Genomic DNA, 26713 nt, shown 5'->3' with positions numbered 1-26713 from the left:
AACTAACTGAATTGTTTTTAGAAAATTAACAAGTTTACATCGCTACAGTCAAGGTCAAACCAATCTGCAACTGATTTATTGGTTAAAATTCCGTGGTAAAAATACAACCCATTTTTTAATCCACGGTCAAAACGGATAGCATTTTCAATTCCACCATCTTCTGCAATCTTTAAAAGGTAAGGTGTAAAGATGTTACTAATTGATACTGAGGCTGATCGTGAATATCTTGCAGGAATGTTTGGCACACAATAATGTATAACACCATTATGCACAAATGTTGGTTTGTCGTGGTTCGTGACTTCGCTGGTCTCAAAACATCCACCCATATCAATACTTACATCAATAACAACGGCACCAGCTTTCATAGTATTCACCATAGCTTCAGTAACAATAATAGGAGATCTGTTTTTTCCTCTAATGGCACCAATAGCCACATCACATCGCTTTAGGGCTTTAACTAGATTCTTGGGTTGCATTGTTGAGGTATAGATGGTGCGACCTAAATTTGATTGTACACAACGCAATTTTGTTATTGAATTATCAAATATTTTTACATTGGCGCCGAGTCCAATAGCAGATCTTGCTGCAAACTCACCAACAGTACCTGCACCAATAATAAGCACTTCAGTAGGAGGGACGCCACTAATGTTTCCAAACATGAGTCCGTTTCCACCATTCACATTAGATAATAGCTCAGAAGCTATTAAAATGGAGGCTGTTCCAGCAATTTCACTAAGTGAGCGAACAGCAGGATAAGCGCCATCATCATCTTTTATAAATTCAAAGGCTAAAGCTGTAATTCGCTTGGAAGCTAGTGCTTCAAAATATTTTTTGTTTTGCGTTTTTAGTTGTAATGCCGAGATTAAAATGGTCTGCGGATTTATTAGTTTTATTTCATCCAGAGAAGGTGGTTCAACTTTTAATAAAATAGGGCAGGAGAATACCTTTGCGGTGTCATTGGTGACTTCGGCACCAGCATCGCTATAGGTTTTGTCTTTAAAATTGGCGCCTTCACCAGCACCAGATTCGATCATAACACGATGACCATTAGATACCAGAGCAGAGACTGCATCTGGTGTTAAACACACGCGTTTTTCTTGAAAATGAGTTTCTTTTGGGATGCCTATAAATAGATCGCCTTTCTTTTTGAAGACTTCAAGGGTTTCTTCCTGAGGTAATAATTGGGCCTTTGTAAAAGGAGATAATGATTTGCTCATTGTGTTTATTAAGTTGGAAATTCAAATTACAAATAAAAATCGATTTTTTACAAAATTAGTTTTATATTCGTTATAGATAATTTTCTATATAATGTATCGTTTTAAAAATATAAAAATAAAAGAAGTCCTAATTGTAGTACTCATTTTAGGCATTACTTTTGGGTATTATTTGGATTCCTATATTTTTGATTTGGATGATATCGAAGAGTTAGATTTTTATAGTATAGAAGGAATATTTCATTATTCTAAAATGAAGATTTTAATTATAGCGTATTGTTTGATATGGTATTTTACATCAAAAAACTGGTGGAGATATTCAATATTAGTAGTTATTGCAATCGAGCTAATGAAGCTGTTTAGTACATTTAATTCAAATCAAAGTAATGTAGATGATTTTGAATACTTTATAACTTTACCTATTACTCTTCCAATTATTCTTATAATGATTTTTATTTCTCATAAAATAAATCAATATAACTTAGCTAAGCAGGTTAGATCTGAAATTGATAAGGAGATTAATGAAACGTTTTTTAGTATAAATAGTGGTAAAAAACAAGAGTTAGACAGTTTGCATAAAAAATTCATTGAACTAAAAAGTGAAAATTTTTCAGAAGAAGAATCAATAGAGTATTTAAAAAACCTTATTAAGTTAAGAGATGAGTTTTATGAAATTTAATTAGTATAATTTTGAAAAGCATATCAACAAACAAATTATATTTGAGAGATATAATAGTACTTTTTACTATTATAATTTTGCCATTTTTGTTTTTTACATATAAGTTAATTCCATTAGATTATAATATTTGGTCTTCAGAATTTTTGTCATTAGATTCTGAAGTTATAATAGATGTTGATTATTGTATTTGGATATTTTATATTAAAGTCTTTACACTTTCAATTTTATCTATTTGGTTTGTTACTAATCCCTACGAATGGCGTTTTTTTATTGTTTTGCCTATTATAATTGAGGTTTATAAAGTTTATGTTCAAATAGCAAACCTGAAATGGGGATATGATTATAAAATAAATTTTTTTGAAAGCTTATTTTTATCGTTTCCTTACATACTTATTTTGTTTATTTTTTCGAGATGGACTGGTTTCTATATAAAAAAAGAAACATTTAAAATAAAGATTAATGAAGAGATTAATACTGAATTGAATAAAATATCATCATTCAACTCGGAAAGTTTTAAAGCCGTCAAGAAAGATTTGTCGTTAATAGTAAAGCAAAAAGAGATGATGAATAATAAAGAATATCTTATAAAACTTATAGAATTAAGAGATAAATTGACTCTTTAATTATTTTTTGCGTTTTCAATTTCCAATAATATTTCATCTAAGAGTGCTTTCTTTTCATCAGACCATTGGGCTTTAAGTTTTGTATCTATGTAAGCTTCAATTTCTTTTTTGCTGCGCACTTTGGGCTTGGGTTGCTCCTCAATAAACATATCACCCTTACCTGTAATCAGCCAAATAAGGTTGACCTGAGGATATTCCTTGACAATACGCTCAATGACATCGCTGCCAACCGAGGCATTATTTTTTTCCATGCGTAATATATAACCGTTAGCTGTACCAATCGAAATATCAAATTGTCTGGCGCTCATGTTTAAGGCAGAGATTACTTTCATGATGCGGTGTATCGTTTTACTCATAATTATAAAGGGGTTTGGAGTGCTATTGATATTATAAACACAAATGTAATTTTTTTTTAATTAAAATGTTTTAGTTATAGATTTTTTTCTATATTTAGTTATAAACAAAAGGCATAATTAATCAATTATGCCTTTCAATTTTTTATAAAACGGAAATTAAAAATATTGTTTGACTTTTCCCCAAAGTCCCTTAGGTTTTATCATAAACTCTTCTTCTAGTTCTTGCATGGTCTTGCCTGCATCATTAATTTTATTGAACATTTTTGCCCTAATCAGATAAATTGAAGGAATTACAATAGCCATTATTGGAAGCATATATACAATTTGGAATTCATCAAAATATTTAACATCTGCACTTAGAGTCACAATAATTTGAAAAATATACATGGCTATAGGAACAAGTAAAGCATGATACCACCAATTTCTATTTGTGAAGAACCAAATAAACAACAACATTAGCGGAATGAATTTTCCAGTAAACACCCACATGGCATACTGAGCACTCTCCCAAAGACTACTATCATATGTAAACAAAAAAGTGCTCCAGATTTTTTCATCTGGAACACTTTCGTGTAAAGAAAATAATATAGGAGTAGACGCGATTAAGGTACCAATAATTGTTCCAGTAACAGCACTCCTAGATATACTTCTATCCGTTTTTAACGAGTTTTCGCTTTTTCTTTTCCATTTCGGTTTTAACTTGTCCATCTAAGTTGATTAAATCAGTTGCTTGAGCTGTGAACAACATTCCACCGAAAATTGCGATTGCTAGTACGTACTTTTTAGTCTTCATAATATAAGGGATTAAATTAATTAATTACTCAAATATAAGCAGCACTTACATTTTGAATAGTTAAACCGACTGTTAAAAACAGCTCTAATAATCACCTATAGTTACGGTTTTTCCGTAATCTCTAACAATAACGTGGTGTTAGGTTGTCAATTTATTTTCTAAATTTTGTACTGCTCCATAGCGTTTTTCTGGGTTAAAGTTGTGTTTTGGCTCAATTTGAGGGATCTTGAGATCTTATTTTTATGTGTAATTTCTATGCAATTTACATCTTCAGGCAACAAATTTTTAGCGTTATCTGGCCATTCAATTAGCACCCAATTTTGGGTATATAAATAATCTTCAAAACCAAAATTTAAGGCCTCTTCTTCATCATTAATTCTGTACAAATCAAAATGATAAATAGAACAACCTTTAGCTACATATTCATTAACAATCGAAAATGTTGGACTGCTTACTTCATCTTCACTACCTATGGCTTTTACTAATGCTTTTATAAGTGTTGTTTTACCAACACCCATATCACCATAGAACAGAATAGTCTTAGAACTACATTGCTCTAAAATTTGCTGTGACACAGCGTTAATGTCTTCAATATGATATGTTATTTCCAATAGTTTTGACATGATAATAGGGTGTCAAAAAAGTATTCAGCCTAATTTGATGAGCAATAATAAGAAATATTAATGAAAAAAACTAGAAAAAAGTGTATTTCATCGGATTTTTATGCAATACATAGATTTATTAACATATAAATGACTTCAAAAAACTTACGCCTATTTTGGATTCATTACCACAAACGGGATTATCATTTCTTCCAAGGAAACACCACCATGCTGGTACGTGTTTCTATAATAACTTACATAGTGATTATAGTTATTTGGGTAAGCTAAAAAGTAATCACTTTTAGCAAAAATAAATGAACTACTCATAGTAATAGCTGGTAAATGAATAGCTTTTGGGTCTTTTGCAACCAAGACTTCTCTGTCTTCATAAGTTAAACTACGCCCAGTTTTATAACGCAAGTTCAAACTCGTATCTCGATCGCCAATTACCTTTGAAGGGTTCTTCACATTTATGGTACCATGATCTGTAGTTAAAATAAGCTTGAATCCCAAATTTTGAGCTTGCTGTATCATTTCTAATAAAGGGGAATTTTTAAACCAACTCACAGTAAGGGAGCGGTAAGCTTTATCATTTGAAGCTAATTCTTTTACCACATCCATCTCTGTTTTAGAATGTGATAGCATGTCTACAAAGTTGTATACTATAACCGATAAATCATTATCCTTTAAAGTTTTGAAATTCTCAACAAGCTTTTTACCCGATTTGAGATTGGTAATTTTATGATATTCAGTTTTGAGATGTTGCAAGCCTAAACGTTTTAATTGTCCTTCGAGGAATTCGGCTTCATGCATGTTTTTTCCACCTTCATCAATGTCATTTTTCCATAAATTCGGATGTAGTTTTTCCATGTCAGCAGGCATTAAACCTGAAAAAATCGCATTTCTTGCATATTGTGTAGCCGTTGGCAGTATACTATAAAAAGGGACTTCAGAATCTTTTTTATAGTAATTATTTACTATAGGTTCAAAGGCTTTCCATTGGTCATAACGCAAATTATCTATAACAATTAAAAGCGTTGGTTGGTTCTTGCTTAATTCAGGAACAACTTTATCTTTAAAGAGGTTATGTGATAATGTAGGAGCATCAGCTTTATGATCAAACCAAGTTGGATAATTTTTATCAATGAACTTTCCAAACTGTACATTGGCCTCATTTTTTTGAGATTCTAGTATTTCTGTCATTCCTACATCTTCAATGTCTTCCAGTTGTAATTCCCAGTATATTAGTTTTTGATAGAGATCACTCCATTCTTCAAAAGTATTTACCATAGATAAATCCATAGCAATCTTTCTAAACTCTTGCTGATAGTTAGATGTCGTTTTTTCCGAAACAAGTCTTGAGTGGTCTAGATTCTTTTTTAAACTCAATAAGATTTGATTCGGATTAACTGGCTTAATTAGATAATCGGCAATTTTATTTCCAATAGCCTCTTCCATAATATATTCTTCCTCACTTTTAGTAATCATTACCACAGGAAGGTTGGCACGCCTTTCTTTAATCTCATTTAGTGTTTCAAGACCTGTTAAGCCAGGCATGTTTTCATCTAGAAAGACAATATCAAAGTTAGTATCATCAATAATCTCGATTGCTTCGGTACCACTTTGACAGGTCGTAACTTTGTATTGTTTTTGTTCTAAAAAGATGATATGAGGTTTTAAAAGATCAATTTCGTCATCAACCCAAAGAATATTTATAGTGTTCATGTATATTTGTTTAATATTAATGTAAAAGTCCACAGTTTGAAGACAAACAACAAACTCAAAATCTTTAACGACCCAATTTACGGATTTATTACTATTCCGAACTCGGATATTTTCGATTTAATTGAACATAAATATTTTCAGAGGCTCAGACGAATTTCTCAAATGGGTTTATCATATTTGGTATATCCAGGAGCTCACCATACTCGTTTTCATCATGCTATGGGCTGTATGCATTTAATGCAAAAAGCGGTTAATGTGCTTCGTTTTAAGGGAGTTGTGATTTCCGAAGAAGAAGAAAAAGCACTTTATATAGCTATTCTATTGCACGATATTGGTCATGGACCATTCTCGCATGCAATGGAGCATAGTATCGTAAATGGGATTTCACATGAAGATATTTCGAAGCATTTCATGCGTAAACTCAATGAAGAATTTAACGGAAGTTTAACGCTGGCGATTAAAATATTTGAAGGAAAGCATCATCGTCCATTTTTATGTGAATTGATTTCTAGCCAGTTTGATATGGATAGGGCAGATTATTTAAAACGGGATAGTTTTTATACTGGAGTTGCAGAAGGGAATATTAATAGCGAACGCCTTATCACGATGCTTAATGTTGTTGATGATAGACTTGTTGTTGAAGAAAAAGGAATCTATAGCGTTGAGAAATTTTTGGTTGCTAGACGTTTTATGTATTGGCAAGTATATCTCCATAAAACTGGTTTGGTAGCCGAACAATTGTTGGTACGTGTTTTAAAACGGGCGAAAGAACTTAGCAATTCTGGAGTGCAACTTAAGTCGAGTGAAGCTTTGTCTTATTTTCTTAATAATGAAATAACAGCTGAAAACTTTACTGATGATACATTGGAAACATTCTCTCGTTTAGATGATTCAGATATCGTTTGGGCAATGAAACAATGGCAGTATCATGATGATTTTATCTTAAAAAACCTCTGTGATATGATTATTAATAGAGACTTGCTAAAGATTAAATTAAAGAACAAGCCTATTAAACCATCTACACTAAACATGCATATTGATGATTTAATTGAAAAGTATAATATATCTAGGGATGATGCTAAATACTTTGTTTTTATTGATGAAATATCTAACCAAGCATATCAGTCAGAAAACCAAAACATAAAGATTTTGCAAAAGACAGGTAAAGTTGTAGATATCACAAAAGCTTCAGATCAATTTAGCATTAAAGCTTTATCAAAACCAGTTACTAAATATTATATCTGTTATCCTAAATAAACTTTGAGACATTTTTCATATTTTTGCGAGAATGAACTTTACAGCACAACAAATAGCTGGAATTTTAGAAGGTGATATCGTAGGAGATCCTGAGGTAGAAGTTTCTAAACTTTCAAAAATTGAAGAAGGCACAGAAGGCTCTTTGACCTTTTTGGCAAACCCTAAGTATAAATCGTATATATACTCTACTAAAGCGTCAATTACTATTGTAAATAAAACGTTTGAGCCAGAAAATGATATTACGACAACACTTATAAAGGTTGAAGATGCCTATAAATCTTTTTCAAAACTTTTAGAATACTATAATCAGGTAAAACTCAATAAGCATGGAATTGAACAGCCATCATTTATATCTGAATCTGCAACATTAGGTGAAGATATATATGTAGGAGCATTCACTTACATAGGCGATAATGTTAGTATTGGAAAAAATGTAAAAATTTTTCCAAATACTTATATAGGAGATAATGTTACTATTGGAGACAATACAATTGTGTTTTCTGGAGCTAAAATCTATTCAGAATCTGTAATCGGTAATCATTGTGTGATTAATGCAGGCGTTATTATTGGCGCAGATGGTTTTGGTTTTGTTCCAGATGAAAATGGTGAATACAGCAAAGTACCACAAACAGGAAATGTTATTATCGAAGATCATGTTGATGTTGGAGCTGCCACCACTATAGATAGAGCAACTCTTGGTTCTACAATAATTCGAAGAGGTGTAAAGTTGGACAACCAAATCCAAATTGCTCATAATGTAGAAATAGGAAGAAATACCGTAATAGCAGCTCAAACAGGTATTGCAGGTTCATCTAAGATTGGAGAAAATTGTCAAATTGGTGGCCAAGTAGGTATTGCAGGTCATATAACTATAGGTAACAATGTAAGAGTTCAAGCACAATCGGGAATAGGAAGACACGTAAAAGACAATGAAGTCCTTCAAGGATCTCCATCATTCAATTATGGTGATTGGAATAAGTCTTATGTGTACTTCAAAAATTTACCTAAGATCGTTAAAACTATAAATGAAATAGAAAAAAAAGTAGATGGCAATTATTAAAACAGACGTTAAGCAAAGAACTATAGAGAAAGAGGTGTCTCTTAAAGGAGTTGGCTTACATACTGGAAAAGATGTAACACTAACCTTTTCTCCAGCACCTGTAAATAACGGATTTTCATTTAAAAGAGTAGACCTTGAAGGTGCTCCAGTTATTGAAGCAGATGCTAATTATGTAACAAATACACAACGAGGAACTTGCTTAGAAAAAAATGGTGTGACTATCCAAACTTCAGAGCATGTGCTAGCTGCATTGGTAGGTTTAGATATTGACAATGCAATTATTGAACTCGACGCATCTGAACCTCCTATTATGGATGGCTCATCCAAATTTTTTGTTGAAGCACTAGAAAAAGCAGGCATTACAGAACAAGATGATTTTAGAGAAGAGTACGTAGTGTCAGACGTTATATCATATTCAGATGAAGAATCTGGAAGTGAAGTCATTGTTATGCCAGCTAAAGAATATCAAGTGACAACCATGGTTGACTTTGGTACTAAAGTTCTAGGAACTCAAAATGCCACGCTTAATCATATTTCAGATTTTAAAGAAGACATCTCAGATTCGAGAACGTTTAGCTTCTTACATGAATTGGAAATGTTGTTAGAGCACGGACTTATAAAAGGAGGCGATCTCAATAATGCGATTGTGTATGTAGATAAAGAATTATCTGCAGAAACCACCGAAAAACTAAAAGTTGCGTTTAATAAAGATTCGTTATCCATCAAACCTAATGGGATATTAGATAATCTTACACTTCATCATCCTAATGAGGCAGCTAGACATAAACTTCTTGATGTTGTAGGCGATTTAGCGCTTGTAGGAACAAGAATAAGAGGAAAAGTTATCGCTAATAAGCCTGGTCATTTTATCAATACCCAGTTCGCAAAGAAATTATCTAAAATAATAAAGAATGAACGTCGTAATAATGTGCCGCAAATAGATTTGAATCAAGAGCCATTAATGGATGTGATTCAAATTATGGACATGCTACCTCACAGACAACCATTTTTATTATTAGATAAGGTTTTTGAATTGTCAGATTCTCATGTGATTGGTATGAAAAATGTAACCATGAACGAAGAATTCTTTAAAGGTCATTTTCCTGGAGCTCCAGTAATGCCTGGTGTTTTGATTGTTGAAGCTATGGCTCAAACAGGAGGAATTTTAGTGCTGAGTACTGTTCCTGACCCTGAAAATTATCTAACATTCTTTATGAAAATAGATAAAGTAAAATTTAAACAAAAAGTAGTTCCTGGAGATACTTTAATTTTTAAATGTGACCTAATCACACCTATACGTCGTGGTATATGTCATATGCAAGGATATGCCTATGCCAATGGTAAACTCTGTGCAGAAGCAGAATTAATGGCGCAAATTTCAAAAGTAAAATAAAATGAACCGAGCCAATATAAATGCACTACATTGTTCGGATAATCTGATAGGCGAACACATTTTTACCTATAAAAAATTAAAATTACAAAAATGAACCAACCTTTAGCATACGTACACCCTGGAGCAAAAATTGCCAAGAATGTAGTTATCGAACCTTTTACAACCATTTATAGTAACGTTACTATTGGTGAAGGAACTTGGATTGGAAGTAATGTGACCATTATGGAAGGTGCTCGTATTGGAAAGAACTGTAATATTTTTCCTGGTTCTGTGATTTCAGCAGTGCCTCAAGATCTAAAATATAACGATGAAGATACACTTACAATAATAGGTGATAATGTTACTATAAGAGAGTGTGTTACAATTAACAGAGGAACTACAGATAGAATGAAAACTGTTATTGGTAATAACTGTTTGATTATGGCCTATTGCCACGTAGCACATGATTGTGTAGTTGGTAATAATTGTATCTTTTCAAACAATAGCACATTAGCTGGTCATATTACTGTTGGTGACTATGTCGTACTTGCTGGAATGACAGCTGTACATCAATTTTGTTCTATAGGAAATCACGCTTTTGTAACTGGAGGTTCTTTAGTTAGAAAAGATGTACCACCATTTGTAAAAGCTGCACGTGAACCTTTATCTTATGTAGGTATTAACTCTGTAGGTTTGCGTAGACGTGGTTTTTCAACTGAAAAAATTAGAGAAATTCAAGATATTTATCGTATTCTTTATCAAAAAAATTATAACAACTCGCAGGCATCAGACTTAATTGAGGCCGAAATGCAAGCAACACCCGAAAGAGATGAAATTCTACAGTTTATTAAGAATTCACATCGCGGAATTATGAAAGGGTATTTCAAATCAAATTAATATAAAATTATACAACATAAATTATGGCAAGTACATCAGATATACGAAACGGATTATGCATTAGATATAATCACGATATCTTCAAAATTATAGAGTTCTTACATGTGAAACCTGGAAAAGGACCTGCATTTGTTAGAACAAAGCTAAAAAGTGTGACTACAGGAAAAGTGATAGATAACACGTTTTCAGCAGGACATAAAATTGATGATGTACGTGTAGAAACACATAAATTTCAGTACCTCTACAATGATGGTGAGTTTTATCATTTTATGAATGAATCAGATTATACGCAAATACGTTTGCTAGAAGCTGCACTGGATAGACCAGATCTAATGAAAGAAGGTGAAGTTGTAACGGTGTTAATTAATACTGAAGACAATTTGCCGCTCTCTGTTGATATGCCAGCAAGTGTGATTTTAGAGGTGACTCATACAGAGCCTGGTGTTAAAGGAAATACAGCAACAAACGCAACAAAACCAGCAACAGTAGAAACAGGAGCCATAGTTAATGTGCCTTTATTTATCAATGAAGGTGATAAAATTAAAGTTGAAACTGAAAAAGGGACTTATAAAGAACGTATCAAGGAATAACGAATGAAATTTCCTAAACCGTATACACTTAAAGAGATTGCCAATCTTATCAATTCAGAATATGTTGGCGCAGATGATTTTCCAGTTTTGGGAATGAACGAAATACATGTGGTTGAACCTGGTGATATTGTTTTTGTAGATCATCCAAAATATTACGACAAAGCACTAGAGTCTGCAGCGACAGTTGTTCTAATTAATAAAAAGGTAGAATGTCCTGAAGGTAAAGCACTGCTCATTAGTGACGACCCGTTTAGAGATTTTAATGCCTTGACATCACATTTCAAACCATTCAAATCGGCTCATGTTTTAATTTCTGAAACAGCTAAAATTGGAGAGAATACAGTGATTCAACCCAATTGCTTTATTGGTCATAATGTAACTATTGGTAATAACTGTACCATTCATTCTAATGTGAGTATCTACGATGATACAGTCATAGGAAATAATGTCACAATTCATGCTGGAGCTGTACTTGGCGCAAGTGCATTCTATTATAAAAATCGTCCTGAAGGCTTTGATCAGTTGCGTTCTGGTGGTAGAGTTGTTGTTGAAGATAATGTCGATATAGGTGCATTGTGTACAATAGATAAAGGTGTAACTGCAGATACAACCATAGGTGAAGGTTCAAAATTGGATAATCAAATTCAGGTTGGGCATGATACTGTTATTGGTAAAAAATGTCTTATTGCATCTCAAGTTGGTATCGCTGGTTGTGTGATCATTGAAGATGAAGTGACTATTTGGGGACAAGTTGGTATTACCAGTGGAATTACCATAGGAACAAAGGCAGTTATCTCAGCAAAAGCAGGTGTCAGTAAATCATTAGAAGGACATAAAAGTTATTTTGGTGTACCTGCCGATGACTTTAGAAGTAAGTATAAGGAAATTGCTGCCATCAGAAAGATTCCAGAAATTTTAGAAAAACTAAAAAACATATAAATGACTGCAAAAGAAATCGTCAAATCATTTTACGATTTAGATTTAGCTAAAGCTGAAAATGCTATAGATTTAGTTCATAAAGACTGCAAATTACTTTGGAATAGTAGTAACGGATTTACATCATTGGATTACGACGGAATTAAAAACATGTTAGACGGTTTAAGAAAAGCGTTTTTATCATTCAATTATAGAGTGAGTCATCTGCTTGAAGATCAAAATATGATTACTGCTCGATATACTATTTATGTCACATCAATTGAAAGACCAGAAAAAGAAGATGCTCTAGCACATTTTATTTCTATATGGGAAGTAAAAGATGGTAAACTTTATAAAGGGTATGAGATAAGTCAGTTAGCAGATGATAGTTCTGAAAGCTTAAATTCATATGCTGAAATAAAAGTTTAAAAAGGTTTAATAATCATAAGCAAAAACTTATTTTTGCACTGCGAATTTTTCTTTTTAAAATTCATTAAGAAATAACAAACACAAATCATATAAAACAAACACAAATGAGCGTTTTAGTTAATAAAGATTCAAAAATAATCGTACAAGGTTTTACTGGTAGTGAAGGAACGTTTCATGCTGGTCAAATGATTGAATACGGAACAAATGTTGTTGGAGGTGTTACTCCAGGAAAAGGTGGTCAAACCCATTTAGACAAACCTGTATTTAATACTGTTGAAGAAGCTGTTACAAAAGTAGGAGCAGATACTACTATTATTTTTGTACCGCCTGCTTTTGCTGCCGATGCAATTATGGAAGCTGCAGATGCTGGAATTAAAGTAATCATTACAATTACTGAAGGTATTCCTGTAGCCGATATGATTAAAGCCTCTGATTATATTAAAGATAGAGATTGCAGATTGGTTGGTCCTAATTGTCCTGGTGTAATTACTCCAGATGAAGCAAAAGTTGGTATCATGCCAGGGTTTGTTTTCAAAAAAGGAAAAGTCGGCATCGTCTCAAAATCTGGTACCTTAACATATGAAGCTGCAGATCAAGTAGTGAAACAAGGTTTGGGTATAACAACAGCTATTGGTATTGGTGGAGATCCAATTATTGGAACAACAACCAAAGAAGCTGTAGAATTATTAATTAACGATCCAGAAACTGAATGTGTCGTAATGATTGGAGAAATTGGTGGTCAGTTAGAAGCAGATGCTGCTAAATGGTATCAAAACAGCGGAAGTAAAAAACCAGTTGTTGGATTTATTGCTGGTGAAACTGCTCCAGCTGGACGAACAATGGGACATGCAGGTGCTATTGTTGGTGGAAGTGATGATACAGCTCAAGCAAAAAAAGCAATCATGAGAGATTGTGGTATTCACGTCGTAGACTCTCCTGCCGAAATTGGTAAAAAAGTAGCAGAAGTTATTGGATAATAGTCCGTAACTTGTTAAAATAAATATAAAACACAATCGTTATTATTCCGTTGACTTTAACTTAGTCAACGGAATTTTTTTTTAAACTAATCTATATAAAAATGAAAAAGATCAAACTATGCATAATGCTTTTTGTAATTGCATTAGCTTACAATTGCAAAACTGAAAGCAAAACAGACTTGGCCTACGCAGTCGAATCTAAAACAGATACCAATGGGCTTTCTTATGAGTCTGTAATAAATGACCCAACAGGTCTGCGTCTATATACATTAGACAATGGCTTAAAAGTCTACTTAAGTAAAAATATTGATGAGCCTAAAATCCAAACTTATATTGCTGTTAGAGCAGGTTCTAATTATGACCCAAAAGAATCTACAGGGTTAGCACATTATTTAGAGCATATGGTTTTTAAGGGTACTGACGAAATTGGTACTGCCGATTGGGATAAAGAAAAAGGATATTTAGATCAAATTTCAGATCTATATGAGCAGCATAGGGCAGAAACTGATCCAGAAAAGAAAAAAGAGATTTATAAAAAAATAGATGAAGTGTCTTTAGAGGCTTCTAACTTTAGTATTGCAAACGAATATGATAAGATGTTATCTTCTCTTGGTGCTACTGGAACAAATGCTTATACATGGTTTGAGCAAACGGTCTATGTGAATAAGATACCAGCAAACGAATTAAATAAATGGTTAAAGGTTGAAAGCGAACGTTTTAGCCAATTAGTTTTACGATTATTCCATACAGAATTAGAAGCTGTATTTGAAGAGTTTAATAGAGGTCAAGATAACGATTTTAGAAAACGCTATGCAGCAATGTTAGATGGCTTATTTCCAAATCATCCTTATGGACAACAAACTACTATTGGAACAGGAGAGCATTTAAAAAACCCATCTATGGTAGATATTCATAATTATTTTGATAAATATTATGTGCCAAATAATATGGCAATGGTTTTAGTTGGTGATATAGATTTTGATGAAACAATTAAAGAAGTAAATGATGCCTTTGGGAAGTTTGAACGAAAAGAATTATCTCACCCAAAACTTCCAAAAGAAGACCCTATTACGTCTCCTGTAATTAAAGAGGTATTTGGACCAACTGCTGAAAATATTTCTTTGGCATTTAGAACAGATGCTATAGGTACTAAAGAAGAGAAATTTGTTACAATGGCTGATATGATACTAGCAAATGGTACTGCTGGATTAATTGATTTAAATCTAAACCAACAACAATTGGTTCAAAATGCAGGTTGTACAACAACATTCTTAAAAGAATATGGATACCATACATTTACAGGTACACCAAAGGAAGGTCAAACTTTAGATGAAGTCAAATTGTTATTATTAGCTCAAATTGAAAAATTGAAAAATGGTGAGTTTGATGAATGGATGATGGATGCCGTAATTAATGATCTAAAGCTTAGTCAAACACAGACTTATGAAAACAATTCTGGACTGGCAAATATGTATGTGGATGCATTTATTAAGAATCAAGATTGGAAAAGCAGAGTACAGTTTTTAGAAGATTTAAGAGGAATAACTAAACAAGAGTTAGTTGATTTTGCAAATTCATTTTATAAAGACAACTATGTAGTTACGTATAAAAGACAAGGTGAAGATAAATCAATAGTTAAAGTTGAAAATCCTGGAATAACTCCTGTTAATCTTAATAGAGATAAAAGTTCTAATTACTTAACAAGTTTTAATGAAATAGAATCTAAGCCATTACAACCTAAGTTTATTGATTATAAAGAAGCTATAAAAGAAACCAAAACAGATAATGGTATTCAAGTCTCTTATATTATAAATGAACAAAATGATCTATTTAATATGAATATCATTTTTGATATGGGAAGTGATAATGATAAGAAATTAGGTCTTGCAGCTGGCTATATGGAATACTTAGGTACTGATAAATATTCTGCTGAAGAATTAAAAAAAGAATTCTATAAGTTAGGCGTTAATTATTATGTGAGTGCTGGAGCAGAAACCACTTATGTAGGTTTAAGTGGAATTAAGGAAAATTTACCTAAAGGACTTGAGTTGTTAGAACATCTATGGAATAATGCGGTTCCAGATCAAGAGGCTTATGATAAATATGTAGAATCAATCGCTAAAGGAAGAAAAGATAACAAAACACAAAAAGGCAGTATTCTATGGAATGGTTTAATGAATTATGGTAAATACGGAGAAAATTCTCGTTTAAGAAATATTTTTCAAGTTAGCGAACTTCAAAACATGGACCCAGCAGAATTAGTTGAGATCGTCAAAGGAATGAAAAACTATGAACAACGAGTATTTTATTATGGGAAAGATGTTGAAGCTGCAGTTGTAGCATTAAATGAAAATCATAAAGTAGCTGATGAACTAAATCAGTATCCAGAAGCTATGGCGTATTTAGAAAAGGAAACTGGCGGAAATGTATACTTCGTCGATTTTGATATGGTGCAATCAGAAATGTTGTTTTTAGCGAAAGGAGATCCTTTTAAAGCTGAAAACATGGCTGCCTCAACCTTGTTTAATACGTACTTTGGAAGTGGGTTGTCTTCTATTGTTTTTCAAGAAATTAGAGAATCGAAATCATTAGCGTATTCAGCATTTTCTGGTTATAGTAATGCCAACAAAAAAGATGATTCTAATTATATCATGGCATATATTGGAACGCAAGCTAATAAAATGCCACAAGCAGTTGATGCTATGATGGAATTAATGACCAATATGCCAGAAGCCGAAAAACAGTTTAATGCGGCAAAAGAGTCTACACTTAAAAAACTAGCGGCACAACGTATTACGAAATCTAATGTATTTTGGAGTTATGAGCGTCTCAAAAAATTAGGAATCGATAATGATAATCGTGAAGAAATCTATAACACTATTAAAAATATGACTATGGCAGATCTTCGTGATTTCTTTAATAAAAATATTAAAGGAGAGCATTATAACGTTATGGTAATCGGTAATAAAAAAGACATAGATTTCAAGGCATTAAGTAAATTAGGCAAGCTCCATGAGATGGATATTGATTATCTATTTAATTATGAACAACCTGAAGAATTAAAGATGTAATTACTACCTCAAATATTGTTAAAAACCTCACAAGATTTTGTGAGGTTTTTTTATTTCTTGCAACTTGTAATTGCTATATTTGACTACCAACTATTAAAAATTTAAATATGAAGTTACTCGAAGGAAAAACAGCAATTATTACTGGCGCTAGTCGAGGGATTGGTAAAGGGATTGCAGAAGTTTTTGCACAACATGGAGCCAATGTGGCATTTACATACAGTTCTTCGGTTGAAGCAGCAAACGCTTTAGAAAAAGAACTAAACACCCAAGGCATTAAGGCTAAAGGGTACCAAAGTAATGCAGCTAATTTTGATGACGCTCAAAAACTAGCCGAAGATGTACTAGCCGAATTTGGAAGTATAGACATTTTAGTCAACAATGCTGGAATCACAAAAGATAACTTACTCATGAGAATGGGCGAGGACGATTTTGATAAAGTGATTGAAGTGAATTTGAAGTCAGTCTTTAATATGACCAAAGCAGTTCAGCGCACTATGCTAAAACAACGTAAAGGATCTATTATAAATATGAGCTCTGTTGTAGGCGTTAAAGGTAATGCAGGACAAACCAATTATGCAGCCTCTAAAGCTGGTATCATTGGGTTTTCAAAATCTGTCGCTTTAGAGCTAGGTTCTAGAAATATTAGAAGTAATGTCATCGCTCCAGGTTTTATTGAAACCGAAATGACTGCAAAATTAGATGAAGAAACAGTAAAAGGTTGGAGAGCTGCCATACCTCTAAAACGTGGTGGTAGTCCAGAAGATATAGCTAATGCTTGTGTGTTTTTAGCAAGTGATATGAGTGCTTATGTTACTGGACAAACCTTAAATGTTGATGGTGGAATGCTTACTTAATATAGATGTGTAATACTTGCAAACAGAAACAATAACTTATATCATCATATCTGGAATTATAGCGCTATTACTAGCGCTATTTCAGTATGCTTATAAATTCAAGATCAAAGGACCTCGTTCCTGGTTATTATCAGCCCTGAGATTTATAACATTGTTCTCTGTTTTTTTGTTACTTATTAATCCAAAATTTGATCAGGTTAGTTATTACAACGAAAAGCCAAATCTTGTTATAGCTGTTGATAATTCTGAATCTGTTAGCTATTTAGAACAGTCACAAAATACTTTACAACTCATAAATTCATTAAAAGCGAATGAGGCTTTAAATGATAATTTTAATATTGAATTTTATAGCTTCGGAAAAGAAGTAAACGCAACAGATTCGTTGTCATTTGATGAAAAACAATCTAACCTAGCTTTAGTGTTTGAACGTTTAACTGAAGTATATAACAGTTCCATATCACCAACGCTTCTTATTTCAGATGGAAACCAAACCTACGGAAACGATTATGCCTATCTTACTAAGCGTTATAAACAAGCTGTGTTTCCTGTTATCTTGGGTGATACAACAACATATACAGATGTCAAAATTCAGCAGTTAAATGTGAATCGCTATGCGTATTTAAAAAATAAATTTCCTGTTGAAGTCATAGCAACTTATAATGGCAATTCAACTGTAAACACCCAGCTCAAAATTACATCTGGTGCAACTACAGTATTTTCAACGCCTATAACGTTTAGTAAAACGGTAACCTCACAAATTGTGAATTTGACGCTACCAGCAAATAGAGTGGGAGTCACAAGTTATAGAGCACAAGTTGTACCGTTAAATAACGAGAAGAATACCATAAATAATGTAAAGAATTTTGCTGTTGAAGTCATAGATCAAAAGACAAATGTGGCTATTGTTTCTGATGTGTTGCATCCAGATCTTGGTGCATTTAAAAAAGCGATTGAAAGTAACGAACAACGAAATGCCGAGATTTTATCAACGACTGAGTTTTTAAATAAAGCAAATGACTTTCAACTCGTAATTGTATATCAGCCTACCAATAATTTTAGAGCACTATTTAATGAAATTGATCGCTTGAAGCTAAACAAGATTGTTGTAGCTGGAACCAAAACCAACTGGTCGCTTTTAAATCAACTGCAGACAAATTATAAGCAACAACTCACTAATCAAACTGAAGAATATCAGCCTACTCTAAATCAGAATTATGCCACATTTATAGTTGATAATTTAAATTTTGGTGAATTTCCGCCTTTAAAAGCAGAGTTTGGTGAAACGATATTTTCGATTCCATTTGAAACCATTTTGTACAAAACTATAAACGGAACACAAATAGAAGAACCGCTTATTTCTACGTTTGAAATTAATGATAGACGAGAGGCTCTAATTTTAGGTGAGGGTATTTGGAGGTGGAGAGCTCAGGCTTTTCTCAATGAAAATTCATTTAATTCGTTTGATAATTTTATAGGAAAATTGGTTCAATACCTTAGTACAAGTCAGCGTCGTACGCGATTGAATGTAAATTATGAGTCATTTTATAACGGAAATGATAATGTCAAGATTACAGCGCAATTCTTTAATAAGAATTATGAATTTGAAGACAATGCCAATTTAAATATTACGCTTAAAAATAAAGATACAGATAATACTAGATCGTTTCCATTTGTACTAAAGAATACAAATTATGAAGTGGATTTAAGCGGATTAGATGCTGGAGATTATTCGTTTACAGTGAGCGTTAACAATGAAAATATTTCGAAATCTGGTGAGCTCAAAATATTAGATTATAACGTCGAGCAACAGTTTTTAAATGCCAATGTAACAAAGCTTCAAAGTCTTGCAAGTAGTAGTAATGCACAATCTTATTTTATTGATAATACTGTAGCAATAGCAAATGACTTGCTCAACGATTCTAGATTTGCAACCATTCAAAAAAGCACCAAAAAAGTCGTACCTTTGATTGATTGGAAATATCTTCTCGCACTCATTGCATTAAGTCTAGCAGCTGAGTGGTTTATTAGAAAATATAACGGACTTATTTAAAAACTATAATTATGGAAAAATTACCAAAAATTGCATTGCCTGTTATTTTTGTGGTTATCGTATTGATAATATTATTAGCAAAATCGGCAGTCACTATTGGCTCTGGTCAAGCAGGTGTATTGTACAAAACATTTGACAATGGTGTGGTTACCGATGCACCACCTTTAGGTGAAGGTTTTCATGTTATTGCACCATGGAACAAAGTAATCATTTACGAAGTTAGACAACAAGAATTATTTGAAAAAATGAAAGTGTTATCATCTAATGGATTAGAAATTCAAATTGATGCCTCTGCATGGTATGAGCCTGTTTATGATCAATTAGGTAATTTGCACCAGTCACTTGGGGAAGGTTATTTGCAGCGCGTTATTCAGCCTGCAATTCGTAGTGCAGCAAGGAGTGTTATAGGACGTTATACACCAGACGATTTGTATTCAACAAAACGTGACGCTATTCAAGTTGAAATTTATGAAGAAACCAAGAAAATACTTGACAAGCAATATGTTCAATTAAATGAGGTGTTGGTAAGAGATGTAACTTTGCCTCCAACAATTAAAGAAGCTATTGAGCGTAAATTAAAGCAAGAGCAAGAATCTTTAGAATATGAATTTAGATTGGTGACTGCTGAAAAAGAGGCTGAAAAAGTAATCATTGAAGCCAAAGGTAAAGCTGATGCAAACAAAATCTTGAGTGCATCGTTAACTGATAAAATTCTTCAGGACAAAGGTATTGAAGCTACAATCAAATTAGCTGAATCACCAAATAGCAAAGTTATTGTAATTGGTTCTGGAGATTCTGGGATGCCTATAATTTTAGGAAATCAATAAATGAAAACGATTATCATCTCTTTATTATGTTGCTTGAGTTTCCTAATTCATAGCGACAACAACTTACTATCAAATAGTTATGTAGAATGCTATTATGACAAAGAGGTGAAACGACCAATACTAGTATATGACAGTATTAATGGAACGGTTGTAGACTCACTTTATAATATTGATGATAAATACGCATGGTATAAATTAACCATTTTGGAGAGTGAGTATGGCTGGTTTAAAATTAAAAAGATTTCACGTTTGCCTTCTTCTCATATAGATTATGATTATGAGAATTATTGGGTAAAGAATATTGGTTTTTTAATTAATGCAGATAATTATAGTGATAAACATCATGTATATTTATACGATTTGCCATCCATAACGTCTAATAAGATTCACAGGTTAGATAACTTTCAAAAAGTAAATGTGATCGAAGTTGATGACCTATGGGCAAAAGTAAAGTTTACCGTTGGTAAAAAGCAAATCGAGGGTTGGCTAGGATATAATGACCAATGTGGATTGCCTTGGACGACATGTCCAAAATCGGATTAATATTAAATAAATCATAATAATTAAAAAAGGATTTGGAATTGTAGATAAAAATTTGCAACCTTTGTTCAAACAAAACAACAAATGACTTTTATTCAACTACATCATCATCATTTTCACTCTAGCACTCAAGCGAGCTGAAGATGTATTGAATAAAATCAACATATTTAAAAACCGTTTGAGTAAATCAAACGGTTTTTTTTATTTCCATAATTTAAATGACCAAAAGCGATTTACTCAAACTGAAACATTAAAATCAAAAAATGAGTAAATTAAAAATTGCAGTACAAAAATCAGGTAGACTTCATGACGACTCAATGAAGCTATTGAAAGATGTTGGAATCTCTATTGATAATGGAAAAGACCAACTCAAGGCATCTGCCAAGAATTTCCCTTTGGAAGTCTTTTATTTAAGAAATGGTGATATACCTCAATATTTAAAAGATGGTGTTGTAGATGCAGCAATCATAGGAGAAAATGTTTTAGTTGAAAAAGGCAATGGCATTTCTATTTTAGAAAAACTTGGGTTTTCATCATGCAAAGTGTCTATAGCGATCCCGAAATCTGAAAATTATAACTCGATTAAAGATCTTGAAGGCAAGCGCATTGCAACATCGTATCCAAATACGGTGAACCTGTTCTTAGAGCGAAATAATGTCAATGCCAACTTGCACATTATTAATGGTTCGGTTGAAATTGCTCCAAATATTGGATTGGCAGACGCTATTGTTGATATTGTCTCTAGTGGAAGTACATTGTTCAAAAATGGGCTAAAAGAAGTAGACGTCCTATTAAAATCTGAAGCTGTACTTGCAGTTTCGCCTTTAATCACTTCGGAAAATGAGAGCATTTTAAATAAACTGCGGTTTCGCTTGCAATCAGTTTTAAAAGGAAGACAGAGTAAATATGTATTGCTTAACGCACCCAATGATAAGCTAGACGCTATCGTCAATATTTTACCTGGTATGAATAGCCCAACTATTTTACCCTTAGCAAAAGAGGGATGGAGTTCTCTACACTCTGTAATCAATAAAAATGAATTTTGGGAAATTATTGATGAACTCAAACAGAATGGTGCAGAAGGAATTTTAGTATGTCCAATCGAAAATATGGTACTATAATGAAAACGATAATAAACCCAAAAAGATCTGATTGGTCTAAGATTTTAAAGCGACCAACACAAACTGTAGAAAATATTGAAAATACGGTCAATGAGATATTTAATGATGTACAACGTAATGGTGATAAAGCAATTTCTAAATACACAGAATTATTTGATGGTGCAAAATTAGAGTCGGCTATTGTATCTAAAAAAGAAATTGAAGAGGCTTCTAAGTTCATTTCTGAAGATTTAAAAACAGCCATTCAAACAGCAAAGCTTAACATTGAGGCTTTTCACAAAGCTCAAAAAACTGAACGCGTTACAGTAGAAACGAGTCAAGGTATTAATTGTTGGCAAGAAAAACGCCCAATTCAAAAAGTTGGATTATATATTCCTGGAGGAACAGCTCCTTTGTTTTCTACTGTTTTGATGCTAACTGTGCCAGCTAAAATTGCTGGATGCAATGATATCGTATTGTGTTCACCACCAAATAGTAAAGGGAAAATTGCTAATGAAATTTTATATACCGCTCAGCTATGTGGTGTTACCAAGATCATTAAAGTTGGAGGTATACAGGCTATTGCTGGATTAACTTTTGGTACAAAGCTGATTCCACAGGTTTATAAGATCTTCGGTCCTGGAAATCAATTCGTAACAGTGGCGAAACAATTGGCAACAAAATTTGGCGTTGCTATTGATATGCCTGCTGGTCCAAGTGAATTGTTAGTGGTTGCAGACGATACTGCAAAAGCTAATTATGTGGCCTCAGATTTATTGAGCCAAGCCGAACATGGTGCAGATAGCCAAGTGATTTTAGTATCTACATCTAAAGGGTTTATTAATGAGGTTAAATTAGAAATTGAGCAGCAAATACTAAAGCTTCCTCGTCGAGATATGGCACAAAAAGCTATTGATAATTCTAAATTAATATATGTTGAAACTCATGATGTCGCGTTGGATGTTATCAATGAATATGCACCTGAACACTTTATCATATGCACATCTAATGAAGATTTTTATATTGATAATATTTCTAATGCTGGCTCTGTATTTATTGGAAATTATACGCCAGAAAGCGCAGGTGATTATGCTTCTGGAACTAACCATACGTTACCTACAAACGGATTTAGTAAAGCGTATTCTGGTGTGAACCTAGACAGTTTTACCAAGAGTATTACATTTCAGAAGATATCAAAAGAAGGGATGCTCAACATTGGAAAAACCATCGAGTTAATGGCAGAAGCTGAAGGTTTACAAGCACACAAAAATGCGGTAACACTAAGACTAAAAGACTTACAATAACATGAGAAATTTTAATATAAATAATTTAGTCAGGGAGAATATTAAAACTCTAAAACCATATTCGTCTGCAAGAGATGAATATGATAAGTGGTCTAGCGATATGGTCTTTCTTGATGCAAATGAAAACCCGTTTGAAAACGGTGTCAATCGTTACCCAGATCCGCAGCAGATTGTCGTGAAAACTAAGCTCTCTGAAATAAAAAATATTCCTATTGAAAATATGCTTTTAGGCAATGGGAGCGACGAAGTCTTAGATTTAATCTTTAGAGTGTTTTGTGAACCTAATAACGACAATATAATGACATTGCCTCCAACGTATGGAATGTATGAAGTGCTTGCGCAGACTAATGCGATTGAGGTGCAGAAAATTCAGTTAGATCAAAGTTTTCAGCCTAGAGTTCAAAACATTTTAGATGCAGCAAACCCCTTTACAAAGTTGTTATTTTTATGTTCTCCAAATAATCCTACGGCCAATAGTTTTGAAGCAAAAATTGTAGAGCAGCTATTACATAATTTTAATGGTATTGTAGTTATTGACGAGGCGTACATCGATTTTTCTAATGCCGAAAGTTGGTTGAGTCGTTTAGATGAGTTTCCAAATTTAATTGTAACACAAACCTTATCTAAAGCTTATGGAATGGCCGGAATTAGATTGGGGATTTGTTATGCTTCCGTAGGCATAATTTCAATGTTAAATCGAATTAAACCTCCATATAATGTAAATGAGTTGTCACAACAAAAAGCGTTTGAAAGATTAAGGAATGAAAGTGAAATTTCACAAGAAATTCAAGGCATTCTAGAACAGAGAGACCTATTATCTAATCAACTTGAAACTATAGATTTTATAGAAAAGGTATATGTGTCTGATGCAAATTTTATCCTAGCCAAGGTTGATGATGCAAATAAACGTTATCAACAACTCATAAAAAAAGGAATTGTAGTGAGAAATAGAACCACTCAGCCTTTATGTAAAGATTGCTTGCGGTTTACAGTAGGAACAATTACAGAAAATGAACGATTAATAAATACCATAAAAGACATACAAACATGGGAAAGAAAGTACTCTTTATAGATAGAGATGGAACCATCATCAAAGAACCTGCCGATGAGCAGATTGATTCATTTGAAAAATTAGAGTTCTATCCTAAAGTATTTCAATATCTAAGTAAGATTGCAAAAGAGCTAGACTTTGAAATCGTTATGATTACCAATCAAGATGGTTTGGGTACAGCTGTATATCCTGAGAACACCTTTTGGCCAGTACATAACTTTATTTTAAAAACCTTTGAAGCTGAAGGTATCGTATTTAAAGAGCAATTCATAGATCGAACATTCGCAAAGGATAATGCACCAACGCGAAAACCTAATACAGGTTTATTGACCAAGTATTTTTCTTCGGAATACGATTTGGAAAACTCTTTTGTTATTGGTGATCGATTAACAGATATCGAATTAGCCAAAAACCTAGGAGCAAAAGGTGTTTTTATTAATGATGACACCAATCTTGGAACCGATGAAATCACTGTCGAACGAGAAGCTTTAAACAAATTCATTGCACTAGAAAGTAATAATTGGGAAAGTATTTACACCTTTTTAAAGGCTGATGCTAGAACTAAAAGTATTGAACGTAACACCAATGAAACAAAGATCAAAATAGATTTAAACCTTGATGGAACTGGGCAAAGTGACATTGATACTGGAATTGCTTTTTTTGATCATATGCTAGATCAAATTGCGCGTCATGGACAATTAGACCTAGCTATAAAAGTCGATGGTGATTTGGAGGTCGATGAACACCACACCATTGAAGACACTGCCATTGCTTTAGGTGAAGTGTTCGCGATGACCTTAGGCAACAAGCTTGGTATTGAACGCTACGGATTTTCATTGCCTATGGATGATTGTTTTGCACAGGCTGCTATAGACTTTGGCGGACGGAATTGGTTAGTTTGGGAGGCTGAATTTAAACGCGAAATGATAGGGAAAATGCCAACAGAAATGTTCTACCACTTTTTTAAATCGTTTACAGATGGTGCTAAATGCAACTTGAATATAAAAGCTGAAGGTACGAATGAACATCATAAGATTGAAGCGATTTTTAAGGCTTTTGCAAAAGCTATTAAAATGGCTGTAAAACGCGATGTAGAAAAAATGATATTGCCATCAACTAAAGGCCTTTTGTAATGAGTGTAGTTATTGTAGATTATGGCGCAGGAAATATAAAAAGCATACAGTTTGCTTTTAAGCGCTTAGGAATTGAAGCTAAACTTTCTAATGATCCAACTATTATAAAGGCAGCAAACCGAGTGATCTTTCCTGGAGTAGGAGAAGCAAGTTCTGCAATGAAAATGCTTAAGCAAAGTGGTTTGGATGATATAATACCAAAATTAAAACAGCCAGTACTCGGAATCTGTTTAGGAATGCAGCTGATGTGCAATGGTTCTGAAGAAGGAGATACTAAAGGACTAGGAATTTTCAATGTAGAGGTTAAACGATTTTCTAATCAAGTGAAAGTGCCTCAGATGGGATGGAATACCATTACTAATTTAAAATCTGAATTATTCAATGGTATAAAAGAGAATGAATTCATGTACCTTGTGCATAGTTATTATGCAGAGCAATGTGAAGAAAGTATCGCCACTACCGATTATGAATTTACGTATGCCTCTGCATTACAAAATGAGAATTTTTATGGTGTTCAATTTCACCCTGAAAAAAGTAGTACAGCAGGAGAACGATTATTAAAGAACTTTTTAGAATTATGAGAATTATACCAGCAATAGATATCATAGATGGCAAGTGTGTACGTCTTACTAAAGGAGATTATGATACCAAAAAAGTATATAATGAGAACCCTGTTGAAGTGGCTAAAGAATTTGAATCTTATGGGATTCAGTATTTACACTTGGTAGACTTAGATGGTGCAAAAGCCAAGCATATTGTAAACTATAAAATTTTAGAGCAAATTGCTTCAAAAACCAATTTGAAGATTGATTTTGGAGGTGGTTTAAAGTCTAATGAGGATTTGCACATTGCTTTTAATTCTGGTGCTAGACAGATTACTGGCGGAAGTATTGCTGTTAAAGATCCAGCAACCTTTGAAGGTTGGCTGAATACCTATGGTGGAATAAAAATTATACTGGGAGCCGACTGTAATAATGAAAAAATTGCAGTGAGTGGTTGGCAAGAAGAAAGCGATATGAATGTGATTCCTTTTATAAATGCTTATGAAAGTAAAGGTGTAAAATATGTAATCTGTACCGATATAGCCAAAGATGGAATGCTTGAAGGCCCATCATTTGATCTTTATAAACGTATACTTAACGAATCTAAAGAGGTGAGGTTGATAGCCTCTGGTGGTGTAACATCAATTGATGATTTAAACGCCTTGGAGGATTTAGGCTGTGAAGGCGCCATCGTAGGAAAAGCTATTTATGAAGGCCATATTTTATTGAGAGACTTAGAAACACACTTGTAG

Annotated in this window: 27 protein-coding genes; 21 read left to right on the top strand and 6 right to left on the bottom strand. The window is 33.1% G+C overall.

Annotated elements, in window-relative coordinates:
- Window positions 1-17: 17 nt before the first annotated feature.
- Window positions 18-1217, bottom strand: a complete 1200-nt coding sequence (locus tag KWG70_RS06830) for an alanine dehydrogenase (protein WP_230935251.1) — start codon at window positions 1215-1217, stop codon at window positions 18-20.
- A 91-nt stretch (window positions 1218-1308) separates the two neighbouring features.
- On the opposite strand from KWG70_RS06830, the gene KWG70_RS06825 reads away from it, so the two are divergent.
- Together KWG70_RS06825 and KWG70_RS06820 are read left to right on the top strand one after the other, a co-directional pair.
- On the top strand, window positions 1309-1893 hold the full coding sequence (locus KWG70_RS06825) for a hypothetical protein (RefSeq protein ID WP_230935250.1): 585 nt from the start codon (window positions 1309-1311) through the stop codon (window positions 1891-1893).
- Between the two features lie 41 nt (window positions 1894-1934).
- Window positions 1935-2516: a hypothetical protein gene (locus KWG70_RS06820; RefSeq protein ID WP_230935249.1), complete on the top strand. Its 582-nt coding sequence runs from the start codon at window positions 1935-1937 to the stop codon at window positions 2514-2516.
- Here the strand turns inward: KWG70_RS06820 and KWG70_RS06815 are convergent.
- The 5 genes from KWG70_RS06815 to porX form a co-directional block, all read right to left on the bottom strand.
- Window positions 2513-2848: a hypothetical protein gene (locus tag KWG70_RS06815; protein WP_317206753.1), complete on the bottom strand. Its 336-nt coding sequence runs from the start codon at window positions 2846-2848 to the stop codon at window positions 2513-2515. The genes KWG70_RS06820 and KWG70_RS06815 overlap by 4 nt on opposite strands.
- Window positions 2849-3028: 180 nt before the next feature.
- Entirely contained in the window at window positions 3029-3580 is a 552-nt protein-coding gene (locus tag KWG70_RS06810; protein WP_230935247.1) for a hypothetical protein, read from the bottom strand.
- Entirely contained in the window at window positions 3522-3665 is a 144-nt protein-coding gene (locus tag KWG70_RS06805) for a hypothetical protein (RefSeq protein WP_230935246.1), read from the bottom strand. Before KWG70_RS06805 ends, KWG70_RS06810 begins: the two co-directional genes overlap by 59 nt.
- Window positions 3666-3823: 158 nt before the next feature.
- Window positions 3824-4288 carry a tRNA (adenosine(37)-N6)-threonylcarbamoyltransferase complex ATPase subunit type 1 TsaE gene (gene tsaE, locus KWG70_RS06800; RefSeq protein ID WP_230935245.1) on the bottom strand — a complete coding sequence of 155 codons (465 nt, stop codon included), beginning with the start codon at window positions 4286-4288 and terminating at the stop codon, window positions 3824-3826.
- Window positions 4289-4438: 150 nt separating this feature from the next.
- Window positions 4439-5992, bottom strand: coding sequence for a T9SS response regulator signal transducer PorX (gene porX / locus KWG70_RS06795; protein WP_230935244.1), 1554 nt, complete (start codon window positions 5990-5992; stop codon window positions 4439-4441).
- 36 nt (window positions 5993-6028) lie between these two features.
- Here porX and KWG70_RS06790 point away from each other — a divergent pair, with 36 nt between their 5' ends.
- From KWG70_RS06790 to hisA, 19 genes are all read left to right on the top strand, one after another.
- Complete coding sequence (locus tag KWG70_RS06790; RefSeq protein ID WP_230935243.1) at window positions 6029-7249, top strand: HD domain-containing protein; 1221 nt, start codon at window positions 6029-6031, stop codon at window positions 7247-7249.
- Between the two features lie 31 nt (window positions 7250-7280).
- On the top strand, window positions 7281-8309 hold the full coding sequence (gene lpxD, locus KWG70_RS06785) for a UDP-3-O-(3-hydroxymyristoyl)glucosamine N-acyltransferase (protein WP_230935242.1): 1029 nt from the start codon (window positions 7281-7283) through the stop codon (window positions 8307-8309).
- Complete coding sequence (locus tag KWG70_RS06780; RefSeq protein WP_230935241.1) at window positions 8296-9702, top strand: bifunctional UDP-3-O-[3-hydroxymyristoyl] N-acetylglucosamine deacetylase/3-hydroxyacyl-ACP dehydratase; 1407 nt, start codon at window positions 8296-8298, stop codon at window positions 9700-9702. The genes lpxD and KWG70_RS06780 overlap by 14 nt, the downstream gene beginning before the upstream one ends.
- A 90-nt stretch (window positions 9703-9792) precedes the next feature.
- Window positions 9793-10578 (top strand): acyl-ACP--UDP-N-acetylglucosamine O-acyltransferase, encoded by a 786-nt coding sequence (lpxA, locus tag KWG70_RS06775; RefSeq protein ID WP_230935240.1) that lies wholly within the window; start codon window positions 9793-9795, stop codon window positions 10576-10578.
- 23 nt (window positions 10579-10601) lie between these two features.
- A complete protein-coding gene (gene efp, locus KWG70_RS06770; protein ID WP_230935239.1) occupies window positions 10602-11168 on the top strand; it encodes an elongation factor P in 567 nt (188 codons plus the stop codon).
- Between the two features lie 3 nt (window positions 11169-11171).
- The gene (locus KWG70_RS06765; RefSeq protein WP_230935238.1) at window positions 11172-12107 is read left to right on the top strand and encodes a UDP-3-O-(3-hydroxymyristoyl)glucosamine N-acyltransferase; all 936 of its coding nucleotides are present in this window, start codon (window positions 11172-11174) and stop codon (window positions 12105-12107) included.
- Window positions 12108-12512 (top strand): nuclear transport factor 2 family protein, encoded by a 405-nt coding sequence (locus KWG70_RS06760; protein ID WP_230935237.1) that lies wholly within the window; start codon window positions 12108-12110, stop codon window positions 12510-12512. It begins immediately after the preceding gene.
- 104 nt (window positions 12513-12616) lie between these two features.
- Entirely contained in the window at window positions 12617-13489 is an 873-nt protein-coding gene (gene sucD, locus KWG70_RS06755) for a succinate--CoA ligase subunit alpha (protein WP_230935236.1), read from the top strand.
- Between the two features lie 101 nt (window positions 13490-13590).
- Window positions 13591-16560 carry a M16 family metallopeptidase gene (locus KWG70_RS06750; RefSeq protein ID WP_230935235.1) on the top strand — a complete coding sequence of 990 codons (2970 nt, stop codon included), beginning with the start codon at window positions 13591-13593 and terminating at the stop codon, window positions 16558-16560.
- A 107-nt stretch (window positions 16561-16667) separates the two neighbouring features.
- Complete coding sequence (gene fabG / locus KWG70_RS06745; RefSeq protein WP_230935234.1) at window positions 16668-17414, top strand: 3-oxoacyl-[acyl-carrier-protein] reductase; 747 nt, start codon at window positions 16668-16670, stop codon at window positions 17412-17414.
- Window positions 17415-17430: 16 nt separating this feature from the next.
- A complete protein-coding gene (locus KWG70_RS06740) occupies window positions 17431-19464 on the top strand; it encodes a VWA domain-containing protein (protein ID WP_230935233.1) in 2034 nt (677 codons plus the stop codon).
- 11 nt (window positions 19465-19475) lie between these two features.
- Window positions 19476-20291, top strand: coding sequence for a prohibitin family protein (locus KWG70_RS06735; protein ID WP_230935232.1), 816 nt, complete (start codon window positions 19476-19478; stop codon window positions 20289-20291).
- Complete coding sequence (locus KWG70_RS06730; RefSeq protein ID WP_230935231.1) at window positions 20292-20834, top strand: SH3 domain-containing protein; 543 nt, start codon at window positions 20292-20294, stop codon at window positions 20832-20834. It abuts the gene before it with no gap.
- 260 nt (window positions 20835-21094) lie between these two features.
- Window positions 21095-21952 (top strand): ATP phosphoribosyltransferase, encoded by an 858-nt coding sequence (gene hisG, locus KWG70_RS06725; protein WP_230935230.1) that lies wholly within the window; start codon window positions 21095-21097, stop codon window positions 21950-21952.
- The gene (gene hisD / locus KWG70_RS06720; protein ID WP_230935229.1) at window positions 21952-23235 is read left to right on the top strand and encodes a histidinol dehydrogenase; all 1284 of its coding nucleotides are present in this window, start codon (window positions 21952-21954) and stop codon (window positions 23233-23235) included. Before hisG ends, hisD begins: the two co-directional genes overlap by 1 nt.
- 1 nt (window position 23236) lies before the next feature.
- Window positions 23237-24307 carry a histidinol-phosphate transaminase gene (gene hisC / locus KWG70_RS06715; protein ID WP_230935228.1) on the top strand — a complete coding sequence of 357 codons (1071 nt, stop codon included), beginning with the start codon at window positions 23237-23239 and terminating at the stop codon, window positions 24305-24307.
- The gene (gene hisB, locus KWG70_RS06710) at window positions 24283-25419 is read left to right on the top strand and encodes a bifunctional histidinol-phosphatase/imidazoleglycerol-phosphate dehydratase HisB (protein ID WP_230935227.1); all 1137 of its coding nucleotides are present in this window, start codon (window positions 24283-24285) and stop codon (window positions 25417-25419) included. The genes hisC and hisB overlap by 25 nt, the downstream gene beginning before the upstream one ends.
- Window positions 25419-26000: an imidazole glycerol phosphate synthase subunit HisH gene (gene hisH, locus KWG70_RS06705; protein WP_230935226.1), complete on the top strand. Its 582-nt coding sequence runs from the start codon at window positions 25419-25421 to the stop codon at window positions 25998-26000. The genes hisB and hisH overlap by 1 nt, the downstream gene beginning before the upstream one ends.
- On the top strand, window positions 25997-26713 hold the full coding sequence (hisA, locus tag KWG70_RS06700; RefSeq protein ID WP_230935225.1) for a 1-(5-phosphoribosyl)-5-[(5-phosphoribosylamino)methylideneamino]imidazole-4-carboxamide isomerase: 717 nt from the start codon (window positions 25997-25999) through the stop codon (window positions 26711-26713). Before hisH ends, hisA begins: the two co-directional genes overlap by 4 nt.

This window comes from Psychroserpens luteolus (assembly GCF_021032705.1).
Taxonomy (GTDB): domain Bacteria; phylum Bacteroidota; class Bacteroidia; order Flavobacteriales; family Flavobacteriaceae; genus Psychroserpens; species Psychroserpens luteolus.
The sequence above is the reverse complement of the archived record's forward strand: the minus strand, read 5'-3'. Positions and strand labels throughout refer to the sequence as shown.

Coding starts and splice junctions, on each gene's coding strand:
- KWG70_RS06825 (WP_230935250.1), top strand. CDS start 1,309: ATGTATCGTTTTAAAAATATAAAAATAAAAGAAGTCCTAATTGTAGTA.
- hisD (WP_230935229.1), top strand. CDS start 21,952: ATGAAAACGATAATAAACCCAAAAAGATCTGATTGGTCTAAGATTTTA.
- hisA (WP_230935225.1), top strand. CDS start 25,997: ATGAGAATTATACCAGCAATAGATATCATAGATGGCAAGTGTGTACGT.
- KWG70_RS06830 (WP_230935251.1), bottom strand. CDS start 1,217: ATGAGCAAATCATTATCTCCTTTTACAAAGGCCCAATTATTACCTCAG.
- hisH (WP_230935226.1), top strand. CDS start 25,419: ATGAGTGTAGTTATTGTAGATTATGGCGCAGGAAATATAAAAAGCATA.
- tsaE (WP_230935245.1), bottom strand. CDS start 4,288: ATGTCAAAACTATTGGAAATAACATATCATATTGAAGACATTAACGCT.
- KWG70_RS06765 (WP_230935238.1), top strand. CDS start 11,172: ATGAAATTTCCTAAACCGTATACACTTAAAGAGATTGCCAATCTTATC.
- KWG70_RS06735 (WP_230935232.1), top strand. CDS start 19,476: ATGGAAAAATTACCAAAAATTGCATTGCCTGTTATTTTTGTGGTTATC.
- porX (WP_230935244.1), bottom strand. CDS start 5,992: ATGAACACTATAAATATTCTTTGGGTTGATGACGAAATTGATCTTTTA.
- sucD (WP_230935236.1), top strand. CDS start 12,617: ATGAGCGTTTTAGTTAATAAAGATTCAAAAATAATCGTACAAGGTTTT.
- KWG70_RS06815 (WP_317206753.1), bottom strand. CDS start 2,848: ATGAAAGTAATCTCTGCCTTAAACATGAGCGCCAGACAATTTGATATT.
- hisB (WP_230935227.1), top strand. CDS start 24,283: ATGGGAAAGAAAGTACTCTTTATAGATAGAGATGGAACCATCATCAAA.
- hisG (WP_230935230.1), top strand. CDS start 21,095: ATGAGTAAATTAAAAATTGCAGTACAAAAATCAGGTAGACTTCATGAC.
- lpxA (WP_230935240.1), top strand. CDS start 9,793: ATGAACCAACCTTTAGCATACGTACACCCTGGAGCAAAAATTGCCAAG.
- KWG70_RS06760 (WP_230935237.1), top strand. CDS start 12,108: ATGACTGCAAAAGAAATCGTCAAATCATTTTACGATTTAGATTTAGCT.
- KWG70_RS06750 (WP_230935235.1), top strand. CDS start 13,591: ATGAAAAAGATCAAACTATGCATAATGCTTTTTGTAATTGCATTAGCT.
- KWG70_RS06810 (WP_230935247.1), bottom strand. CDS start 3,580: ATGGACAAGTTAAAACCGAAATGGAAAAGAAAAAGCGAAAACTCGTTA.
- KWG70_RS06805 (WP_230935246.1), bottom strand. CDS start 3,665: ATGAAGACTAAAAAGTACGTACTAGCAATCGCAATTTTCGGTGGAATG.
- lpxD (WP_230935242.1), top strand. CDS start 7,281: ATGAACTTTACAGCACAACAAATAGCTGGAATTTTAGAAGGTGATATC.
- fabG (WP_230935234.1), top strand. CDS start 16,668: ATGAAGTTACTCGAAGGAAAAACAGCAATTATTACTGGCGCTAGTCGA.
- hisC (WP_230935228.1), top strand. CDS start 23,237: ATGAGAAATTTTAATATAAATAATTTAGTCAGGGAGAATATTAAAACT.
- efp (WP_230935239.1), top strand. CDS start 10,602: ATGGCAAGTACATCAGATATACGAAACGGATTATGCATTAGATATAAT.
- KWG70_RS06730 (WP_230935231.1), top strand. CDS start 20,292: ATGAAAACGATTATCATCTCTTTATTATGTTGCTTGAGTTTCCTAATT.
- KWG70_RS06780 (WP_230935241.1), top strand. CDS start 8,296: ATGGCAATTATTAAAACAGACGTTAAGCAAAGAACTATAGAGAAAGAG.